General features: G+C 51.8%; 19 protein-coding genes. 7 read left to right on the forward strand and 12 right to left on the reverse strand.

The genetic code is table 11. The annotated features are described in order from the left end of the window. Positions 1–104 precede the first annotated feature (104 nt). Positions 105–887: a DNA-3-methyladenine glycosylase I gene (locus ACK4FF_RS02055; protein WP_409704087.1), complete on the reverse strand. Its 783-nt coding sequence runs from the start codon at positions 885–887 to the stop codon at positions 105–107. Next, positions 880–1,767 carry an SIR2 family NAD-dependent protein deacylase gene (locus ACK4FF_RS02060; protein WP_409704089.1) on the reverse strand — a complete coding sequence of 296 codons (888 nt, stop codon included), beginning with the start codon at positions 1,765–1,767 and terminating at the stop codon, positions 880–882. The genes ACK4FF_RS02055 and ACK4FF_RS02060 overlap by 8 nt, the downstream gene beginning before the upstream one ends. A 196-nt stretch (positions 1,768–1,963) precedes the next feature. Between ACK4FF_RS02060 and ACK4FF_RS02065 the strand changes: the two genes are divergently transcribed. Beyond that, positions 1,964–2,278 carry a hypothetical protein gene (locus ACK4FF_RS02065; protein ID WP_409704090.1) on the forward strand — a complete coding sequence of 105 codons (315 nt, stop codon included), beginning with the start codon at positions 1,964–1,966 and terminating at the stop codon, positions 2,276–2,278. 37 nt (positions 2,279–2,315) lie between these two features. Next, positions 2,316–2,528 (forward strand): hypothetical protein, encoded by a 213-nt coding sequence (locus tag ACK4FF_RS02070; protein WP_409704092.1) that lies wholly within the window; start codon positions 2,316–2,318, stop codon positions 2,526–2,528. Between the two features lie 16 nt (positions 2,529–2,544). On the opposite strand, the gene ACK4FF_RS02075 is transcribed toward ACK4FF_RS02070, so the two are convergent. Next, positions 2,545–3,474 carry a helix-turn-helix transcriptional regulator gene (locus ACK4FF_RS02075; protein WP_409704094.1) on the reverse strand — a complete coding sequence of 310 codons (930 nt, stop codon included), beginning with the start codon at positions 3,472–3,474 and terminating at the stop codon, positions 2,545–2,547. Positions 3,475–3,585: 111 nt separating this feature from the next. Between ACK4FF_RS02075 and ACK4FF_RS02080 the strand changes: the two genes are divergently transcribed. The 4 genes from ACK4FF_RS02080 (at position 3,586) to ACK4FF_RS02095 (ending at position 8,851) form a co-directional block, all read left to right on the forward strand. Then, positions 3,586–4,551 (forward strand): 5'-nucleotidase, encoded by a 966-nt coding sequence (locus ACK4FF_RS02080; protein WP_409704096.1) that lies wholly within the window; start codon positions 3,586–3,588, stop codon positions 4,549–4,551. Between the two features lie 74 nt (positions 4,552–4,625). Continuing rightward, complete coding sequence (locus ACK4FF_RS02085; RefSeq protein WP_409704098.1) at positions 4,626–5,753, forward strand: ADP-ribosylglycohydrolase family protein; 1,128 nt, start codon at positions 4,626–4,628, stop codon at positions 5,751–5,753. Positions 5,754–5,795: 42 nt separating this feature from the next. Further along, positions 5,796–7,286 carry a DUF2779 domain-containing protein gene (locus ACK4FF_RS02090; protein ID WP_409704100.1) on the forward strand — a complete coding sequence of 497 codons (1,491 nt, stop codon included), beginning with the start codon at positions 5,796–5,798 and terminating at the stop codon, positions 7,284–7,286. Between the two features lie 260 nt (positions 7,287–7,546). Then, on the forward strand, positions 7,547–8,851 hold the full coding sequence (locus tag ACK4FF_RS02095) for a hypothetical protein (protein ID WP_409704101.1): 1,305 nt from the start codon (positions 7,547–7,549) through the stop codon (positions 8,849–8,851). 241 nt (positions 8,852–9,092) lie between these two features. On the opposite strand, the gene ACK4FF_RS02100 is transcribed toward ACK4FF_RS02095, so the two are convergent. Together ACK4FF_RS02100 and ACK4FF_RS02105 are read right to left on the reverse strand one after the other, a co-directional pair. After that, complete coding sequence (locus ACK4FF_RS02100) at positions 9,093–9,350, reverse strand: integrase core domain-containing protein (protein WP_409704103.1); 258 nt, start codon at positions 9,348–9,350, stop codon at positions 9,093–9,095. A 288-nt stretch (positions 9,351–9,638) separates the two neighbouring features. Continuing rightward, the gene (locus ACK4FF_RS02105; protein ID WP_409704105.1) at positions 9,639–10,145 is read right to left on the reverse strand and encodes an HPP family protein; all 507 of its coding nucleotides are present in this window, start codon (positions 10,143–10,145) and stop codon (positions 9,639–9,641) included. Positions 10,146–10,228: 83 nt separating this feature from the next. Between ACK4FF_RS02105 and ACK4FF_RS02110 the strand changes: the two genes are divergently transcribed. Then, entirely contained in the window at positions 10,229–10,819 is a 591-nt protein-coding gene (locus ACK4FF_RS02110; RefSeq protein WP_409704829.1) for a TetR/AcrR family transcriptional regulator, read from the forward strand. On the opposite strand, the gene ACK4FF_RS02115 is transcribed toward ACK4FF_RS02110, so the two are convergent. From ACK4FF_RS02115 to ACK4FF_RS02145, 7 genes are all read right to left on the reverse strand, one after another. Further along, entirely contained in the window at positions 10,737–11,123 is a 387-nt protein-coding gene (locus ACK4FF_RS02115) for a DUF2834 domain-containing protein (protein WP_409704831.1), read from the reverse strand. The two genes, ACK4FF_RS02110 and ACK4FF_RS02115, sit on opposite strands and share 83 nt — an antisense overlap. A gap of 91 nt (positions 11,124–11,214) precedes the next feature. After that, positions 11,215–11,964, reverse strand: coding sequence for a hypothetical protein (locus ACK4FF_RS02120; RefSeq protein ID WP_409704107.1), 750 nt, complete (start codon positions 11,962–11,964; stop codon positions 11,215–11,217). 127 nt (positions 11,965–12,091) lie between these two features. Next, positions 12,092–13,024 carry a toll/interleukin-1 receptor domain-containing protein gene (locus tag ACK4FF_RS02125; protein WP_409704109.1) on the reverse strand — a complete coding sequence of 311 codons (933 nt, stop codon included), beginning with the start codon at positions 13,022–13,024 and terminating at the stop codon, positions 12,092–12,094. A gap of 44 nt (positions 13,025–13,068) precedes the next feature. Then, positions 13,069–13,854, reverse strand: a complete 786-nt coding sequence (locus ACK4FF_RS02130; RefSeq protein ID WP_409704111.1) for a hypothetical protein — start codon at positions 13,852–13,854, stop codon at positions 13,069–13,071. 847 nt (positions 13,855–14,701) lie between these two features. Next, on the reverse strand, positions 14,702–14,935 hold the full coding sequence (locus ACK4FF_RS02135; RefSeq protein ID WP_409704113.1) for a hypothetical protein: 234 nt from the start codon (positions 14,933–14,935) through the stop codon (positions 14,702–14,704). A 579-nt stretch (positions 14,936–15,514) separates the two neighbouring features. Further along, on the reverse strand, positions 15,515–15,961 hold the full coding sequence (locus ACK4FF_RS02140; protein ID WP_409704115.1) for a hypothetical protein: 447 nt from the start codon (positions 15,959–15,961) through the stop codon (positions 15,515–15,517). Between the two features lie 107 nt (positions 15,962–16,068). Further along, positions 16,069–17,700 carry a hypothetical protein gene (locus tag ACK4FF_RS02145; protein ID WP_409704117.1) on the reverse strand — a complete coding sequence of 544 codons (1,632 nt, stop codon included), beginning with the start codon at positions 17,698–17,700 and terminating at the stop codon, positions 16,069–16,071. Between the last annotated feature and the right edge of the window lie 65 nt (positions 17,701–17,765).

The following is a 17,765-nucleotide window of genomic DNA, read 5'->3' on the forward strand; positions in this document are numbered from 1 at the left end:
ATGAGTAGGGCCCTCCTGGATGTACTTTGAAATGGAAATTCGACTTCGAGTGATCTGTCTTATTGCATTGCGCCACGCAGTCTCAGGCTTGGTTGGAGGTTTTCCTAGGCAGCGTATTGGCAGTGGCTCTTAGCTTTGCAAAGCGTACACCGGGGTTCAAGCAAACACACCCCTTGTTTGATTCCCAGCTTTTCAAAGCTTATTTGCCCGAAAGCAACCAGAACGATGTCGATGTAACGAATCTGGTGGCCTGTAGCCTGAGCAAATTTGCGTCCGAGCAAGACCGCCTTCAGTAGTTGATTACTGTTTTCCAACAGACCTAGCCGTTCAAAAATTCGGCAAACCACACGGTCTGGTTTGAGTACTGGAAGCCCGATGTCTGTCATAAAGTGATAGGCCGTTATACCGCCAAGGTATTCAAATTTTTCCTCAAGAAATTCTTTCAGCAACAGTAGGTTCTCTAGCGACTGTTCGGCCTGAAAACTTGAGATCAAATTGTCCAGGCTTCCATGCTGTGTGGCGATCGCTTGAATACGCTTTGCGTTTTCCACACAGGCACGAATCTTCCTCCCGTGCCTGATCATCTGGGAATCAGCCAGTATGTGTGCGATATCGCTTTCGTTGTACCGGGCGACTTTCTGGCAGTTTGGGAAGTGTTTTTTGATGACCTCCCTTTTCTGCGTCACAGTCTCTGCCTTGAAGCCAGAATAGAAAGTCACCATGACCAGAATGTTGAAGTACTCATCGTCAGTCCGACTTTCCGCCTTCAGTACCTTGTACTGATCAAGTTGCCCACGAATAGCAGATTCAGGAAGATTCTTCTTGCCTTCCTCGATGAGGCTTGTCTCAATAAGCTCAAACACTGCTTTGTAAGAAAAATTATTCATTGTTGTTTCCGTTCTTGCTCAATAGGCGATTGATTTCTGCAAGTATGTTCAAAGCCCCTTCAGAAAAGCCCAAATCAAAAGGTTTTAGTGCTGACACTGCGCTGTCCAGCTTGTTGATTCGAATCAGAGGGGTGGGCAACTGGTTCGCCATGTTTCTGATTCTGGGGATGCTAGTACCGGCACCAATTTCAATGGTAAGTAGGTTGCTTCCACGCCCTAGAACCCCCTCAAGCCAGGTCCTGAAGTGCATGATTTGCGACTCTGTTCGTTGGCTATCCCACATGTGGTCGTCAAACATCAGGATATTCGGCCTAGCCAGCCCGCCACAGTGGGCGCAGCGTGGGTATTCATTGGTCAGCTCGCATCGTTGTTCATCCACGATGGGTTCAAACCCATCAGCCAGCCAAATTTGGCCGCGGCAGTTCTTCATGCATTGCAGGTGATGGATGCTGCCGTGGCATTCCACAATATAGGTGTTGTCAAAGCCCGCCTTTTGAAATTGGCCATCCACGTTGCTGGTGTACAAGTAGTGGCCGTTGGGCATGCATAAGGCCCACTGTTTGAGAATACCGAACCCAGCATGCGGTTGGGTGTGACGGTACAAGTTAAGCCGATGGCCATAGAAGCCCCAAGCCCGCCGCGGGTTTTTTTGAAACTCTCGGTGGGTGGCGATGTCTTGAAAGCTCAACCCAGACTTGCCTAGCGCCGGATAGGCCTGCCAGAAGCCGTCGTTCCCCCTGAAATCGGGCAGCCCCGAATCAACCCCCATGCCCGCGCCTGCAAGTATCAGCAGCGCATCTGCCTGTTTCACAAGTTCTGCGGCCTTCCTCAGTTTTTCTTGTAGCTCTGTGGGCTGGTCGGCAGTTGAATTGGAAGTCATGGCTTCAGCCTCAGAAGAAGAGTATTCGTCGAAGAGTATAGGCTGTAGCGACAGTTTATGTCGCTTAATTGTTCAACATGAAGCCATTACATCTTGGGGTGTCAGCATGCATCGAAAGGTTCTCACTTGTGTATTCGTCTTTCTCTTTGCCCCCTCATGGGTTTGGGCGACAGACTTAGAGCGATTGTGTCATTCAATGACTGAACGGATAAAGCGTGAGGGAATGTTGGGAGCAATCAATCACATTGAAGCATGTTATGAATCTGCCGGTCGAAAGCGGCGTGTGCAGGATGCAACTCTTGATTGTGTGATCAAGGACATGATGGCCCTGCATTATGACGCGGCGGTTGCTGAATTTGTTGGTTTTCCCCGTCAGCCGTACTTGATGGACGACACGGCCAGTCAGCGGGTTCATGAGCGATTGGTTGCAGCAAAGCTGAGCCGTTCAGTTCAGGACAGCGTCGCCATCATGGCGTACTTCAATCCTCGCGTTATGGCGTGCGTCAAATGAGCGCCACTACTAACTTCCACTTCAACAGGAGTTTGAGATGAACAGAGTCATCATTACTGCGGTGCAACGGGGCAATTCGGTTTACGCCTATGGGGAGAAAAACGCCGTGTTGCTCACCATCACCATCAACGCTGCAAACGGCGATGGCTTGGTGGGGTACACCAGTTCGACTTTGTCCGTCAGAAAGGGCAAGCGTGTGTACACCTACAACACGCGGGGTTCCTGCATTAGTAATGTGTCCGCAGGGTGACCGGGCCAGGTAATGCTCAGACGGGGTGTTTGCTAAAGCCTTGAATGTTTTCCCCGTAACTTTGAACCCACCGAGTCAGCAGCAGTGAATCGACGACGGTGGCTTCAAACTGAAAGCCCCCTTCAACTGGTTTCGCGGTTTGGTCGGCGCTCAGTGGGGTTTCAAGCAGGTTCTGCCCAGACGATTTGCTCATCCAGAACTTCACCTTGACTTTCTCGCCCAAGCCCCAATTGATTCTGGCCTCCTGCTCAATGTCGTCGAGGTTGAAGTTCTCCATCGGGGTGAAGGAATGAGAAGTCATGTGGGCTGACTGAATTCGGTGCACAGCCCAGGCCACAGCCTTGCTTTTGTTCTGCTTCTTGGCAATCAGATAGGTTCGTGAACCTTGCTGCACCAAGCCCAGCGGCTCAACACGGTGACTGCTCACCTTCCCGTTGAGCGTTTTGTATTCAATGTCCAACACTTTGTTGTTGTAAAGCGCATCAGACAACTGATGAAAGGCATCGTGGTTGATGGCCGGGGGAAGCAGGGGCTGGGTTGCAGGTATTACACGCACCTTGTCCAGCCATTGTTTTTCCAGGTAAGCGCGGCCTTTGTTGTTTCCAAGTATTGCCCTTGCTTCCTGAAAATGCGCTGTAAAAACACTGCTTAGTGAGCTGGGTAAAATGTCTTCCAGATAACGTTCGGCCAGCAGCAACAACACCGATTCCGAGGGCTTCAATGTGGTCAACGAAAATGAGTGGGCACCTTTCACCCGCTTGTAACGGTAAGGTCTGCTGTTATCTTCACGAACCAACAACCCTTCCTCTGCCAGTTCGCCCAAAGCACGTTGGATTGAACGTTTATCCCGGTCGATTCCTTCAGCCTTAAGTTGTTGATGAATATCGTCGCTGGTCAGCATGGCTGCTTGCCCTATGCATTCTAGAACCTTGATTTTGAGATTCATGTGATTTCTTCGGTGCGAAAATGCTCTTAGTGTACGACGATAAATGTCGCAAATGCTGGCAGTATTTCATGGTACATCCACAGTAATAGATTTTTCATGGGGAGCAAAGCAATGGACAGTGGCAAGTTAGTCAACTCCTCGGAAGTGTCAGGCGATGGACCGTCTACGCCGTACTTGACGATTGCAATCGCTTCCAGTGCCTTATTTGACCTGACTGAAAGTGATTCGGTGTTTAGAACCCAGGGCGAAGAGGCCTATGCGAAGTATCAGCGCAATCACGAGTCCGTGCCGTTAAATCCCGGCCCAGCATTTGGCCTCGTTTCGAAGTTGCTTGCTTTGAACAAAGGTCGGGCTTCACCCTTGGTGGAGGTGGTGCTGGTCTCCAAAAACAGTGTGGATACAGGTCTGCGCATTTTTCATTCCATACGTCATCATCACTTGGGAATTACCAGGGCTTCTTTCTCTCGCGGCCGCTCGCCTTTTGTTTACGCACAGGCCTTCGGGGCGAACTTGTTTTTATCAAGCAGCGAAAGTGATGTGCGTGAGGCGATTGCTTCCGGTATTCCCGCTGCGCGGCTGATTGGGTCATCAGCGCAGAATACTTTGGAGAAGACAGAGATTCGGCTTGCGTTTGACGGGGACGCAGTCATTTTTTCCGATGAAGCCGAGCAGATATTTGCAGCCAGTGGGCTATTGGCATTTGAGCAAAGCGAGGTTGAGTCAAAAGACCAGCCGATGGCTGAAGGCCCTTTGCATGGTTTGCTGGCGGCCATACATCAATTGCAGAGCGTATTTCCATCGGGCGCATGCCCGTTACGCACTGCATTGGTGACTGCGCGTGCAGCGCCGACTCATGAGCGGGTGATCAACACACTGCGAAGTTGGGGCATTCGAATTGACGAAGCGGTCTTTCTGGGTGGGCGCCCCAAGGGCCCATTTCTTAGAGCGTTTGGGGCAGATATCTTCTTTGACGACCAAATGCATCACCTTGAATCGACAAGGCAGCACGTAAGTTCAGCCCATGTTCCTTATGGGGTCAAGAACTTACCTTTGGAACGAAAACCTGATTGTAAATAAGTGGGAATTGCGACGTAAATTGTCGTTCCTGTGGATACGATGACAACCTTAGCTGATTAATCGTACTGACGAAAATGCACATAAACGCTGACCTTCTGAAGCATCGAATTGAAGCCTGCCTGGTACTGGGTGCCTATGGAGATGCACTGGGTGCTCCCGTGGAGTTTCTCAATAGGGGCCAGATTCTCGCGCAGTACACACCCACTGGCATCAGAAGTTTGTCACGGGCCTATGGACGGGTTGGCGCCATTACAGACGACACTCAAATGACTCTGTTCACCGCTGAAGGCCTTTTGCGCGCTTGCCTTCGGGAAATGAGCAGAGGCGTTGTTCACGCAGAATCAGTGGTCGACTATGCATATCTTCGGTGGTTGGGTACTCAGGGCGTAAGCACCGAATTTACCGAGCGCGCCTTGGAGTCGCCTTCGTTTTTGGTTGAGGCTTTGGGCGCTTATGTACCCAGGGCCCCAGGCAACACCTGCATCGGGGCTTTGCATAGAAAAACCAAGGTAGGCTCGCAGGCTGAGAATGACAGTAAAGGCAACGGCGGAGTGATGCGTATTGCCCCTGTTGCTGCGCTGGCAGCAGCCAAAGGCTTGCCCGCTGAATGGGTGTTCACCGTGGGGTGTCAATTGGCCGGCTTAACGCATGGCCACCCTACAGGTAAAGTCGCCAGTGGCTTTTTCGCGGTTCTGATCTACATGGCGTTGAGGAGTGAGTCTGGCGACCTTCGCCAGATCACCATTGACTGCCTGACCCAACTGGAAAACGGGCAGCTTCCAACACCCGCTGAAAACTTGTTAGGCATTGAAGAAACTTCTGAAGCGGTGTCCACCGCGCTGGAACTGTCAAAAAGCGGACATCTACATCTCGACCTTCCTGAGGAACTGGGGCAGGGTTGGGTGGCGGAAGAGGCAGTGGCAATTGCCCTGTACAGCGCTTTGCTGAACGCCCCAACTGACCATGATCGGGTGTGCTATGCCGTCAACATCACCGGCGACTCAGATTCCACCGGGTCAATGTGCGGCCAAATTCTGGGAGCACTTCATGGACCACGTGCTTTAAACGGGGTTGAAGACCTGGAGACGCTCGAACACCTCGAATTGGTTCGATCTGTTGCGCATGACCTGTATAACTCAAAGTCGTGGTCGTATGGGGATGGGGTTTCAAACGTACTTTTTGAGCGTTACCCGCCAACCTGATCCATCTCAATCACCTCGGAACTCTCAACAAAAGGCCGCTTGATGAAAACACTTTCGAAGTCCAAGATTCTGGCATACCGGCAATGTCCGAAACGTCTCTGGCTTGAGGTTCACAAGCCTGGGCTACGCGAGGATTCTGCGGCCACAAAAAATAGCTTCGCAGTGGGGCATCAAGTCGGTGACATCGCAAGGCAGTTGTACGACCCTAAAGGAAAGGGCGTTTTGCTTGACCCACAAGAAGAGGGCTTCGATGCTGTGTTCGATAGAACGCAGGTACTTCTACAGACGGCCCAGCCCATCTTCGAAGCGGGCTTCTGTGCTGAAGGGGCACTGTCACTGGCCGACGTTATGCTGCCCGTCAGAAAATCGGGGGAACTGGCGTGGCGCATGATTGAAGTGAAATCATCCACCTCGGTGAAAGACTATCATCAAGACGATGCCGCCGTGCAATCGTTCGTTGCTCGCTCTGTGGGTGTCCCCCTCACGAAGATCGCTTTGGCTCATATCGATAGCGATTGGGTCTACCCCGGCAACGGCGATTACGACGGGTTGCTGCTGGAAAACGACATCACCGATGAGGTGTTCAATCGTGGGGATGAGGTGCGCAGTTGGATTGCTGACGCTCAGCAAATTGTCGCGAAGAGGCTTGAACCCAAAGTGGCGACGGGGGCGCACTGCGGTAGCCCTTACGAGTGCGGTTTCCTGCAGTATTGCCAAAGCGCTGAGCCGCAGGCTGAACAGCCAATCCAGTGGCTACCTAGTTTGAGCAAAAAACTGAGGGTGCAACTAAAAGCCCACGGCGTGACTGAGATACGAGAGGTACCAGATGACTTGCTTAACGAGAAGCAACGGCGTGTAAAAGCCGTTACCTTGTCGGGCAAGGCGTATTTTGATCACCAGGCTGCAGCGAAGGCTCTTGCCGCGTACAAACTACCGGCCTATTTTATGGATTTCGAAACCATCCAGTTCGCCGTGCCGATTTGGAAGGGAACGCGGCCCTACCAGCAGATTCCTTTCCAATTTAGCGTTCATCACCTTTCTCGCACAGGAAAGATTAAGCAGCACGCCTTCCTTGACCTTTCCGGCAGCGACCCCTCCAAGGCTTTTGCGGAAGCGCTGATTGCAACGTGCGGCGAGCGCGGACCCATTTTCGTCTACAACGCCGGTTTTGAAACCGCTCGAATTCGTGAACTGTCCGAACGCTTTCCTCGATTAAAGAGGCAGTTGTTGGCACTGAATGAACGTGTGGTAGACCTATTGCCGATTGCACGCGATTACTACTACCATCCCAGCCAATGCGGCAGCTGGAGTATCAAGGCTGTTCTTCCCGCACTTTGCCCAGATCTGAATTACGGTGACCTTACCGGTGTTCAAAATGGCGGTATGGCCATGGAGGCATTTCTGGAGGCCATCAACCCACAGACCAACAAAGAACTTAAGGCTGAGATTGAGGAACAACTGTTGGCTTACTGTTCGCTAGACACCTACGCAATGGTTAGGATGTGGGCTGTTTTTTCTGGTACAGCATTGTAAGAGCTGATGAGTCAAAGCTGAATATGTATTACATCTTCAAAATCAAGTCCAGGGCACAGCGTTATAGGTGGAATTAAGTATGGACAAACCATATGACGCTGAACGCAAAATAAAGCAGGCGCATCTAGGATGCATCATCGTGGATGTTCATTTGAGTGATTGACATCCAAGGGTATTCAATTGGTGATCAGCCCGCCGATACAGGTAGTCAGTTACTCCTATGGCTACAATCTTTCTAACTATAAATGTCTAATATTTCTATGAAAAAAAGTGACTTCCTCGATAATCCGGATGTAAATGAATTTGCTGGCTGGCTTTCTGATCATGCACCTAATATCGAGGTGAATCTGGAAATACGTAGGTCTAAATTCGTTCCAAACCGAGTATCAGCTAATCTTAAGGGTTTTTCTGAGATCTTGAATTGCTATCAGTGGAAGTCCAAAGACGTGGTATCCGGAGATTGGACTGAGTCAGTTGAGAAACTCAAACATCTGTCCGAGCAACTTCGCGATGCGGTCTCCTCAGGAAGTGAGCAAGAGGCGCTTCGGGCATGCATCAATGTTTTGGATTGGGGTGGAGATAGAAACCCACATCGTGGGTCTCGACCATTCTTAGAAAGAAAGGCAAGAAAACAAAACCTGCTTACATATCTACGGGGTGTGACGAATGCGCTCAATTTGGAAGAGGCGGATACTCGATTGCTAACTTCTGAAAGTAGCCCTGTAAAAAAAATGAATTCCATGTTGACGAAGGTTCACTCGCTGCTTTCAGTCGATGGACTGCCCATTTACGATTCGCGAGTGGCGGCCGCGATTGCATCCCTGGTGGAAATGTGGCGCATGGATAGAAAACTGACGGATAAGCCCTTGCCAGATGCTTTACGTTTTCCTGCGACAATGAGAAGCCGTAGTGTGCTTCATGTATTCCCAACTGAACATCATCCCGGCGTTCTGAACTACAACAGCGATAGCACATCTGGGGAATGGGCAAGCGCCAAGGTTCGATTGGCATGGTTGATTCAACTAGTATTATTGAAGACTGAGTCGCCCCTGTTTCCCGGCTGCGCTGACCTAGCCGCCCGTATGCATGCATTTGAGGCGACGCTATTCATGATTGGTTACGACGTTCGCTGCCTCAATCCAGCGCTGGGGCCAAACAAACGATTTGTTGTACCGGTAGAGGCCAAAAAACTCCTGAATCAACTGGAAGAATCAGGTAAACCGACAAAGTCAGTAGGGACGCTGAACGGTCGTGGCCAATCCATAAATTATTCAGGAACTACTTCTACTGGGTTCAATGTTTCCTGGGGTTCCCTAAAGTTCACTCTTGATCCAGAAACGATTGATCACTTATCTGCAGAATTCCACGGACGATCCGATGTACCCCTCGGCGCAAGTATGACCGGTGGCACTCCCGATGATTCATTAGGTCAATGGTTGGTCAACAATGGATGGCCATCAGCAAGGTATGCGTCCGCAATCGCTCCCATACTTCTTGAGGAGGGTGAACTTAGTGTATCTAGTGGCGGACAGCGATTCCTGCTTAGTTTCGCAACAAACTGCTGACGCCATTACCTTTAAGCGGGTTGGCCTAATCAGCGTCTGCTCAAGAGTGATTTAGTTTCTATTTTCCATGAGCGGAACGCCCTGTGAACGTTGCACTTGCTTATATTGCACTGATAGCACCCGTTGTTGGTCAAGCGCAAGGTTGTGCTCGATTAAGCACGGATCGGTGCATTGCAAGCCACATTGAACTTTGAATGGATTTTTGCAGTTTATAGTAACGACCCAGCGGAATCTGCACTGTCTAGGCCGCTAATTGGCACTGCTCAGCGGGTATTCTTATGCCCAGCGCCTGGTGAGGCCTTTGGGTGTTGTAAAACTGAATCCAGTCTGCAATCGCTCGGCTGCCCTGCTGGACGCTCTCAAGTTTGCGGCGGTGCACACACTGCTCGTGAAGGTTCAAATAGCCCGCCCCCCAATTACGTTTTGCTGAGGGCTCCAGACCGGCAATCCAATTTAGGCTGTCACATCGGCTCCTTTTCGGCCAATGCTCGCAAAACACCAAAAAATCAAAGGGTTGAGATGGTTGGCTGAGCGAGCTTAAGTGATCTTAAGTCGGAGAGTTAGATTTCTCGACAGAATTTAATCATGCCTAGAAACACGTATTGGCGCCGTTTCCGCAGAAATAAAGCGATTTAACCACCTTCGGTAATTATTGGCCTCCGAAGGTCGTGGGTTCGATCCCCGCCGGCCGCGCCAACTGATTTGAACATGAAAGCTCCGCTGGCCGGAGCTTTTTTGTTTTTGGGGTGGCCAGGGCGGAATGCCCCAGGGCCTGGGCCCGGTTGCGCTACCAATACTTGGGGTAAGCGCTTGGCCGCGCCAGGTTGTTGTACACCAAGGCCACCAGCACAAGCAGCAATGCGCCCGTCAGCGTGGGAAACCACAGAAAGCCCCACGCCGGTTGGGTAAGAAAAACGATGACGGGGTTAGACCCTGCCGGTGGGTGCACCGTGCGCGTCAGCATCATGCAGGCGATGGCGGTGCCCACTGCCAAGGCCAACGCCCACCAGGTTGGCCCAAACAAGGCCAAGAAACACAAACCAATGAGCGAGCTGATGAAATGCCCCACCACCACGTTGCGCGGCTGGGAAAAGGGCAGGTCGGGAAAGCCGAACACCAACACGCAGGACGCACCGAAAGAGCCGAGCACCAACTGTAGCGACAAACCATCGCCCACCTTCGCCACCACCGCAATGGCCAAACACCCCCCCAGCCAGGCCAAGGCCACGTTTTTCAGCGGTGGCTTGGGCACTGAGGCCGCGCTGGTTTCCCCTTTCAATTTGTTCAAGAACATGTGCACGCCCCCTGTTGTTGGTGCAATGTAGACAGACCTGTCTACATCGGGGAGTATGGCGTGTGTAGACAAACTTGTCTACCATGCTGGGCATGAAGACCGCCAAGCAACCCAAACACCTGCCCGAGCAAAGCGCCCGCGAGCGCATATTGCACACCGCCCATGACTTGTTTTATGGCGAGGGCGTGCGCGCCACAGGGATAGACCGAATCATCGAGCAGGCCGGGGTGACGAAGGTAACCTTTTACCGCCATTTCCCGAGCAAGAACGACCTGATTGCCGCTTACCTTGATTACCGCCACGAGCACTGGATGGCCTGGTTCTGTGATGCGCTGGCCCGCACCCCGGGACGTGCCAAGTTTCCGCTGGCGCCCGTGGTGGCTGCGATGAAGGCGTGGTTCAACTCACCCGGCTACAGGGGCTGCGCCTTCATCAACAGCGTGGTTGAACTGGACGGTATTGGGCCATGGGTGGCCGAGGTTTCGCAACGGCACAAAGGCGACATGGTGAATGCCATTGCCGCCTTGCTGCCCAACAATGAACAAGGCAAGGCGGTGGCCCAAGCGGCTGCGATGGCTGTGGACGGCGCAATTATTCGCGTGCAGATGGAGAAGAAACCGGAGGCTGCGCTGAAGACTTTGGAGTTGATGTTGAAAGCATTGACACCTGTTTGATTCGAAGCAGCAGGTAAACGGTAAACCCCACGGCAACACCGGGCACCACGCCAAGCACCAAGGCAACCCAACCGTGCCGAATGCCGAGGGTTTTGGCCTCGTACACCACCCACGCCGCCAGCACCGCCCAAGTGAAGAAAATGTCCAGCGCGTAGCCCGATGAATAGGGATTGACAAAGCCAGCCCCGAACGCACCGATGACATCAGGATTTTGCAGGAATGGGGGGATGCAAATTGCGGTGAACAGTGCTGTAAACCCTGTGGCCGAAAGGATTAGAACGGTGCGGAAAGTTGTGTGGGTCATGGGGGGGTTGATTTGGTTGGTCTGACGTTTGAGCTGAGAGGCGCGCAGCGATCTGGGTCCTATGCCGTTGCGCGTCACCTCGACTGAAGGGTTAAGCTTCTTCTGGGACGATCGTGCTGAGGTGCCGAATGATCTCAACTAGGCCAAGACGGCGACCGATTTCCAACGCCGACCGTGCACTTGCGACAGTAGCAGCATTGCATACTATCTCCGCTTTTACGCGAGGAAGCGCGCGCGAGTAATATGCAGCCCACATCAGCGTTTCTGGGGGCATTTTCATTGCGAAGCTTGGCAAGTGATCTGTAATCAAGATGCCTAGCAGTTCGGACGTTCTATCGACGTACTGGCTCGTTCGGAGCGCAGCCCTAGCCCAGGCTGCGATCTCTTCATTCACTGTTGGATAGCGCAGAAGGCGATTGAGGATATGCGATGATCTCGGCGCCTGAGAGATTAGCCAACGGATCTGTTCTTTAGGAAGTTCGCGATCTTTGAGATAGATGCTGACGCACCAGCGGATCTCCTCCTTGGCTGAATAGACGTAGTGCTGATACAGACGGAACAGTAGGTCAGCGGTGTGAAGTGAGAACTGGGGTGGCGTGGCAGAGTAGCGGATGATTTGTCGAATTGTCCTGAGGGAATCGTATGTGCGGAAGCGCGAACCGGAGTCCAACGTAGTGACGACCAAATTGGCTAGTAAGCCAATAACGAAGTCTGTGCACGGAGCCATGCGAATGAAAGCACGGTTTTCGTGCATCGCACGAATGTTTGGTGCCAGGACCGGAAGAACCCGTTCAGGCTCGAATACCACCAAGTGGTTGTCAACGATGCGACGAGTCAGCAAGTGCGTCTCCAACATGCCTAACGTTTGAGTTAACCGGCATGCGACAGAGTGACGAAGCCGGGCGAAAATGAAATGAAGCCCGGCGTAGGAACGGCGGAGCATGTCCAGTTGAACGGTGGATTAGGCCTCACTTGGCGAAGGATGAAGACTTCGTGGGTGCGATCCTGTACTCCAAGCTCACTTCATCGAGCGCGTTTCCAGAACCACGAACCTTCACAGAAAGAATCTTGGTAGCGAGGAAGTACCCAGCTGTGTTTTGCCAAACCAGTATTTCATCGGTATAGGGCGTACGCACCCTGGAAGACGGATCGTACTGGGTTGCGTCTGAAATCTCTGATATCTCCTTCGCTCCGACGGCGATTGCGACGCTGCGGATGCTCGGCGGGTCATTGTACGCGTGAATTGAGTTGTCTCCAGCCCGCGACCATGCAGTCTCGAATGCCATGTCGCCGGAACCGAACGTGAAGCGCCCATTGTTGTTTGAGTAGTCATAGGTGACCACGCCACTTGATGCAGGAGCTACGTAACGCTCTGCGCCAAGGGAAACGACTGGTGCGATTGCTGGTGTCGTCATAGTGAACGGATTCTGGCCAAGTGGCGGGCGCGGCTTGACTTCTTGACCGTGTATGTCACGGATCAGTTCACCATACTTGGCTTCGAAGGCCAAGTCGTCTCTGAAGTCTATATAGACGCGAGACGACAAGAAGGTGGGAACAGGTGGAACCAGAGCATTCGCACGGACAACAGGGACAATTCGGTCTGAGGTGACATCCTGCATGAGTTGCGCGGTCAAAATCATCTTCTCGTATCCAACGCCGCCACGACCAGCATTTGCCTTATGCACGTAAGGTTCCGTACAAACTGCAAGAACTCGCTGCGCAGAGGAGAGGCCTTGCTCCATGAATCTTGGTAGATCGCTCCCGAGCGTTAGATCCCATTGATCAAGAATGACGTCAACTCCGTTCGCTACCAGGCGTGTTGCGAGAGCAAGCACCCAATCCTTGTGGGGCTCGCTGTCGTGCGAGTAGGAAAGGAAGACTTTCGGCGAAGGTGTTGTCATGGGGTTTGTGAGGCCTAACGTCCTCTAGATGGTAGGGTTGGGCGTCACTGCACTGCTCCACGATCAGCGTAGAGAGCTTCGACCTTCTCAAGAGAACTTCTCCATCCGTCATAGTGCAATGGATCTGAGTCTTTCATATGGTTTTCTACGTAATCGACAAAGTAGGCTCTTGTCTCTGAGACAAGGGTCGGGTGAACGCTTTTGATGGTGAAAACGCGGGTCTTTCCGTCGACTGTATCTATGTCGACAAGCTGCATTGCATCCATGCAAGCCAGAAATCCAGACATGTAGCTATCCAGCCTTGAGCCTGTAGCCGCACAGAAATCCGCAATAACTAGCTCACGACCTTCTCGATTGGCCAATACGGCGGCGTGGGCTAGCAAGTTCGTGGTAAGAGACGAAAATTGAAGGAAGCGCTTTACTAGTGAAGGGTCAACTAGGTTTTTGGTGGCAACTGGCGGAGCAATAATTGTCTTCTCTCCGAGGGATCTTGCTGCGTCCACAACTGTGGACTCCAGCTTGTCCAGTCTCGTCGGAAGATCACCAAGCGATCCGTACAAGGACTCAGTGTGCGTACGAATGGCTGAGAGCGTTTGCGTTAGTGCGGCTAGGTTCTCTGAGACATTGGAGGAGGCCGCTTGAAAAGCGGCGGCATTCCGTTCGGCGGCATGGGCGGTAGTCTGGGTGAGCGCGACATGCTTTGCGATTTGTTCCTTTGATTGGCGCACTTCATCAGAAACCGTCGTAATGCTCCCTAGACTCTTAGACAAGCCATCGTTTGAAATGAATGAGTAAAAGATCGCAACCAAGCCAAGGAGAAGGGACGTCATCGTGGCTGCGTTACTAAGAAACTCAGTAAACTTTGGCTGCAGAGTCCAGCGATCAGTGGCTACGGCGATTAGGACGAGTATCAGGATCAGCGAACAGTAGAAGAAGTGAAGGCGTAGCGCTTGAAGTTTCCCGTCCATTGTGTTCCTTGTGTGTTTACTTACTGAGAATACGAACACCAAGAGCGCAGCGTGTCCGCGTCGAACGACTTGTTGGGGCGCATCGGGCGCGAGGCTGGATTAGTAGTCCATGGACGCCCGATAGCCAAACTCCAGCGAATGGGGCTGGAGAGTTGTAATTCGTTCCCGTTCAGCAGCCATGTAGAGGAGCATCCAGGTCGCGGCCTCAAGAAACTGGTCTTGCAGTGAAGGACTCCCGTGGCCTTGCTCCCATTTCCGGCTACGGTCGAGGATACCATGGGTTTGCGAGAGAGCGACCACGCGCGCGCTTGTTCCTCCATCCTCGAATCTGAACCCCTTCGATTCATGTGCGACCTCGTTGCGAATGCGTCAAATGATATGCATGTCGCGACAGAACTGGGGACTCAAAATTCCCAGTCGATACGCTATGTCGATCTTCGCGCTAAAAGAGCCGAAAGGCGACATCGGGCCGTCGAAGAGAGGATCCGACCAGACGAACTTGGAACCAGGCGAGCCAGCATCAGCTCTTGAAGTGCTGCCTTAAGCATGGTCGCAGAAACAAGAACTACTCCTCTCGGAGACTCCGCGCGGAGCTCTGCTTGCAGTCTGCCAACGGCATCGAAATCTGGGCCTTGCTCGGGACGGTTCATGCGCGCTCTAACCGTTTGAATAAGAGGCACGCTCTAGCGTGGCCATCTTGAATGATGGGTTAGGAGTTTTGCGGTAACTCATAACTTAAATCATCTAGTTCTGGTGAGACGTGTAAAAAGATTCTTTCATCTAATGTTGGAAAATCAACTTTTGAGTCGATAACACCCTCGATATAGCCGCGCTTCCATTTGATACGGCCAGCAGCAGCAAGGTCTTTCCATAGCTGGGAACCCACTTTGATAGCTTTTGGGTAAAAAGGATGCGCTGCAATTGCTTGATCGAGAATACTCACTGACATAAATGCTCCTAACGTTGGAAATAACCTGCCGCCAGAATGCCGGAGGCATGAAGGGAACCCAAAGCGCAGCTTTGGGCGCTCGGGTTGATTGAAGGGTTAGCCACTCATGCGGTTCCATATTGGCTTTAGCCGCCTTATCAAATTAGCTTCAATACTATTTATATCGACCCATTCACCAGCATTACTAAGCTGACTACGTATTAGTTCCTCTGTCTCAGCATAAACAGTGAGAGGAGTGTCGTCAGCAAGAGCGGTAGCAATGTCACTGCGCTTAAAGTGATAGACGTATCCAAGCCGGGTATAGAGCCACCTTTTGGATAAAGTGCCTGTGTATTTTCCACAGTACAGTACATCTGTAGGCGTCGCCACGATATAAACCCCCCGAGATTTCTTGAGAAGTTCATTGTCTAGCACTTCAAATCTTACAATGGGGCCATTCTCGTCCATTCCATCTACGGGACCGAGTTTTAGGGCCGGACGAAAAGTAAGTGATGCGACGTGCATGTAAAAGCCTCTGCAGGGAGTGGCTAACGTTCAAGGTAAGCGGCACCGGAGCCGAAGGCGGACGCCCAGTTAGGCGCTGAATTTTGATTGAAGAACACCGAGAACCCTCGCGTACATCGGATAAAGTTGGTCAGCCCCATAGCCGCTCCATTTGCGAAAGTCTGATTCTTGCCCTGACTCCGTATCGAACTGCATGTGCCAGGACGAAGAACTCGACACTATTACGCCCGTTGGCGCATCGGGAAACTGATCTGCGGTTAGGTCAACCACAAGGTCGTCGCGTTGCAACCAAGCATGTGATGTCCAGGTATTGTCCGCCTGGCTGCCGCGCTCTCCGCAGATGTACTGGAAACCGGGAATGCCGTGATCAACTAAGAACGCTCCAAAGAGCAGCGCAGTATCACCACATGCGCCATTTGGAAAGCTCTGCATGCAAATTGATCTAGCCTCTGGAGGAATGCTCTCAATTGCCCCTCGAAAGCGCGTAGCCATTTCGAGGATTTGCGATGTTTCCATAGTGGCTTAACGTTCAAGGTAAGGGGCGCTGCACGGCGCCTTTTAGCGCAGCGTCCAGCGACCGAAGGGAGCGGCCTTGATCCAAGTGTTAGCTGCGTTGATAATCACTACGATGCACGCGTTTCGAGATGGGCCGGCAAGCTACCTATCACTACCAGTTGCCGGTCATCGTCCCACAGGAAATAAATGCGCATGCAGAACCTATCATCTTTAGTGCTTCCAAACTTCAGATGAGGGCCTAGAATTTGTTGTGGGCTTTGCCCAATACGATAGTCAATTGTGTAGGTAGAGCGAAACTCACCTAAACGGTTTGGCGAAATAGATTGGTGGTTGTATTCCAAGCGTAAGTTTTTAACGCCATCCTCCCACTTCTGCGACAGGATTTGACGCTGCTCTGGGTCATGATTTGCCCGCATATCCCAATACGCGCTGGCAAGCAGTCTAAGGGAGTTGCATACAAGCGTTACATCTTCAAATAACGCTTCTTTCAAACCACGAATAGCGCGACCATGAAGGGTTAAACGATCAGAGAAGTATGAGTCAATCCAACGCTGAATGTCAGCATAGCTAGTCGGCGTTGGAATGACAGTATCGCCACGAGCCTCGCGTAGCTTCTTCAGTTCATGGGCTAGAGTGTGATTTTGCGCTTTAAGGTTTCGGTTCTCATCTTCATATCCGCGAGCCTCCGCATCGCTATCCAGTGCTTGAGTTTTCCATGCCTCTTCATTTGCACGTGAGACTTCAAGGTCAAGGCGAAGTGCTTGTATTTCCTCTCCCGTTGTTTTGTTGGGCTTCTCGAGCAATGCTCGTCGAATAGAAAAGTATGACGGCAACTGTTCAATTTTGGTTGGCTTGCCAACACTGAAAGTGTGTAACTGCCTAGACAGAAACTGTCCGAATGCTACGGCCCCTGTTCCGTAGTCATCTGACCATTCGGCAATTCTTTGAGGAAAAACCAAGTGATGTTGGTGCGGGTCTGAGTTGAGAGAAAACCCGGGGTAATAGGTTCGAACAGCCCCATGAAAAACACTGAGCATTTTTCCAACGGCATCCGAAAGACTGAAAGTTTGCGATGCCGGTAGGCAAAAGACATGTGCTAGACCCTGTGTATCACGGGCTAACTTTGCAGGATCTAGTGCGTATGCAGTTGTCTCAGGCAGTTGAGTAAGTACGATGACTGGTAGCACCCGATCAGATGAACAAAGCAAAGAAAGAAACTTTTGCAACGTCTCTGGATCGCCCACGAGGTGGGATGTGGCCGTCACTGGAAACCCAGCATCGACAAGAGACAGGTGTGCTATGAAGTCGCGTAGAAAACGTGGAGAAGTTGCTGGGATTTGATCTCCGCCGAGAGTGCTGCATGAGTTTCTTACACCGAATGCATCGGTCTCCCCTAGGTTTGCAACTAACGCTTCTGTAACCCAAGTGCGTGATTCTTCGCTATCTAGGTGTTCTGAACGAAATGCCCAAATTGTTCCATCCGAATTACTGGTTGCAGCAATACGCAATCCTGCTTGGTCGTGCTCAAATGCATTTCCATCATAAGCAAAAGGCGGGATCAGGCCGGGCCACTTGGTGCGAGCCCAGTCAAGGACACGAGTGCGTGCTTCAAGGCGCCCTGCTTCTAAATGCTTTGCGCTCGGCAAGAACGCTTGCATTACATAACGCAAGCGCGGCACCTGTGCATAGCGAGTTCGCCGAAGTTCAGAAAGTTGTTGTGAAAGCGCTGAGTTGTTCATGGCTATCTAAAATTTCGCACACGGAGGAGAGGTGTGAAGCAGCTAACGTCCAAGTTAACCGGCGC

It is taken from the genome of Limnobacter sp. (assembly GCF_046297615.1).
GTDB lineage: Bacteria > Pseudomonadota > Gammaproteobacteria > Burkholderiales > Burkholderiaceae_B > Limnobacter.

Bases quoted from the DNA above. Each gene is read 5' to 3' on its own strand.
- ACK4FF_RS02055 (WP_409704087.1), bottom strand. From the start codon at position 887: ATGAATAATTTTTCTTACAAAGCAGTGTTTGAGCTTATTGAGACAAGC.
- ACK4FF_RS02060 (WP_409704089.1), bottom strand. From the start codon at position 1,767: ATGACTTCCAATTCAACTGCCGACCAGCCCACAGAGCTACAAGAAAAA.
- ACK4FF_RS02065 (WP_409704090.1), top strand. From the start codon at position 1,964: ATGACTGAACGGATAAAGCGTGAGGGAATGTTGGGAGCAATCAATCAC.
- ACK4FF_RS02070 (WP_409704092.1), top strand. From the start codon at position 2,316: ATGAACAGAGTCATCATTACTGCGGTGCAACGGGGCAATTCGGTTTAC.
- ACK4FF_RS02075 (WP_409704094.1), bottom strand. From the start codon at position 3,474: ATGAATCTCAAAATCAAGGTTCTAGAATGCATAGGGCAAGCAGCCATG.
- ACK4FF_RS02080 (WP_409704096.1), top strand. From the start codon at position 3,586: ATGGACAGTGGCAAGTTAGTCAACTCCTCGGAAGTGTCAGGCGATGGA.
- ACK4FF_RS02085 (WP_409704098.1), top strand. From the start codon at position 4,626: ATGCACATAAACGCTGACCTTCTGAAGCATCGAATTGAAGCCTGCCTG.
- ACK4FF_RS02090 (WP_409704100.1), top strand. From the start codon at position 5,796: ATGAAAACACTTTCGAAGTCCAAGATTCTGGCATACCGGCAATGTCCG.
- ACK4FF_RS02095 (WP_409704101.1), top strand. From the start codon at position 7,547: ATGAAAAAAAGTGACTTCCTCGATAATCCGGATGTAAATGAATTTGCT.
- ACK4FF_RS02105 (WP_409704105.1), bottom strand. From the start codon at position 10,145: ATGTTCTTGAACAAATTGAAAGGGGAAACCAGCGCGGCCTCAGTGCCC.
- ACK4FF_RS02110 (WP_409704829.1), top strand. From the start codon at position 10,229: ATGCTGGGCATGAAGACCGCCAAGCAACCCAAACACCTGCCCGAGCAA.
- ACK4FF_RS02115 (WP_409704831.1), bottom strand. From the start codon at position 11,123: ATGACCCACACAACTTTCCGCACCGTTCTAATCCTTTCGGCCACAGGG.
- ACK4FF_RS02125 (WP_409704109.1), bottom strand. From the start codon at position 13,024: ATGACAACACCTTCGCCGAAAGTCTTCCTTTCCTACTCGCACGACAGC.
- ACK4FF_RS02130 (WP_409704111.1), bottom strand. From the start codon at position 13,854: ATGACGTCCCTTCTCCTTGGCTTGGTTGCGATCTTTTACTCATTCATT.
- ACK4FF_RS02140 (WP_409704115.1), bottom strand. From the start codon at position 15,961: ATGGAAACATCGCAAATCCTCGAAATGGCTACGCGCTTTCGAGGGGCA.
- ACK4FF_RS02145 (WP_409704117.1), bottom strand. From the start codon at position 17,700: ATGAACAACTCAGCGCTTTCACAACAACTTTCTGAACTTCGGCGAACT.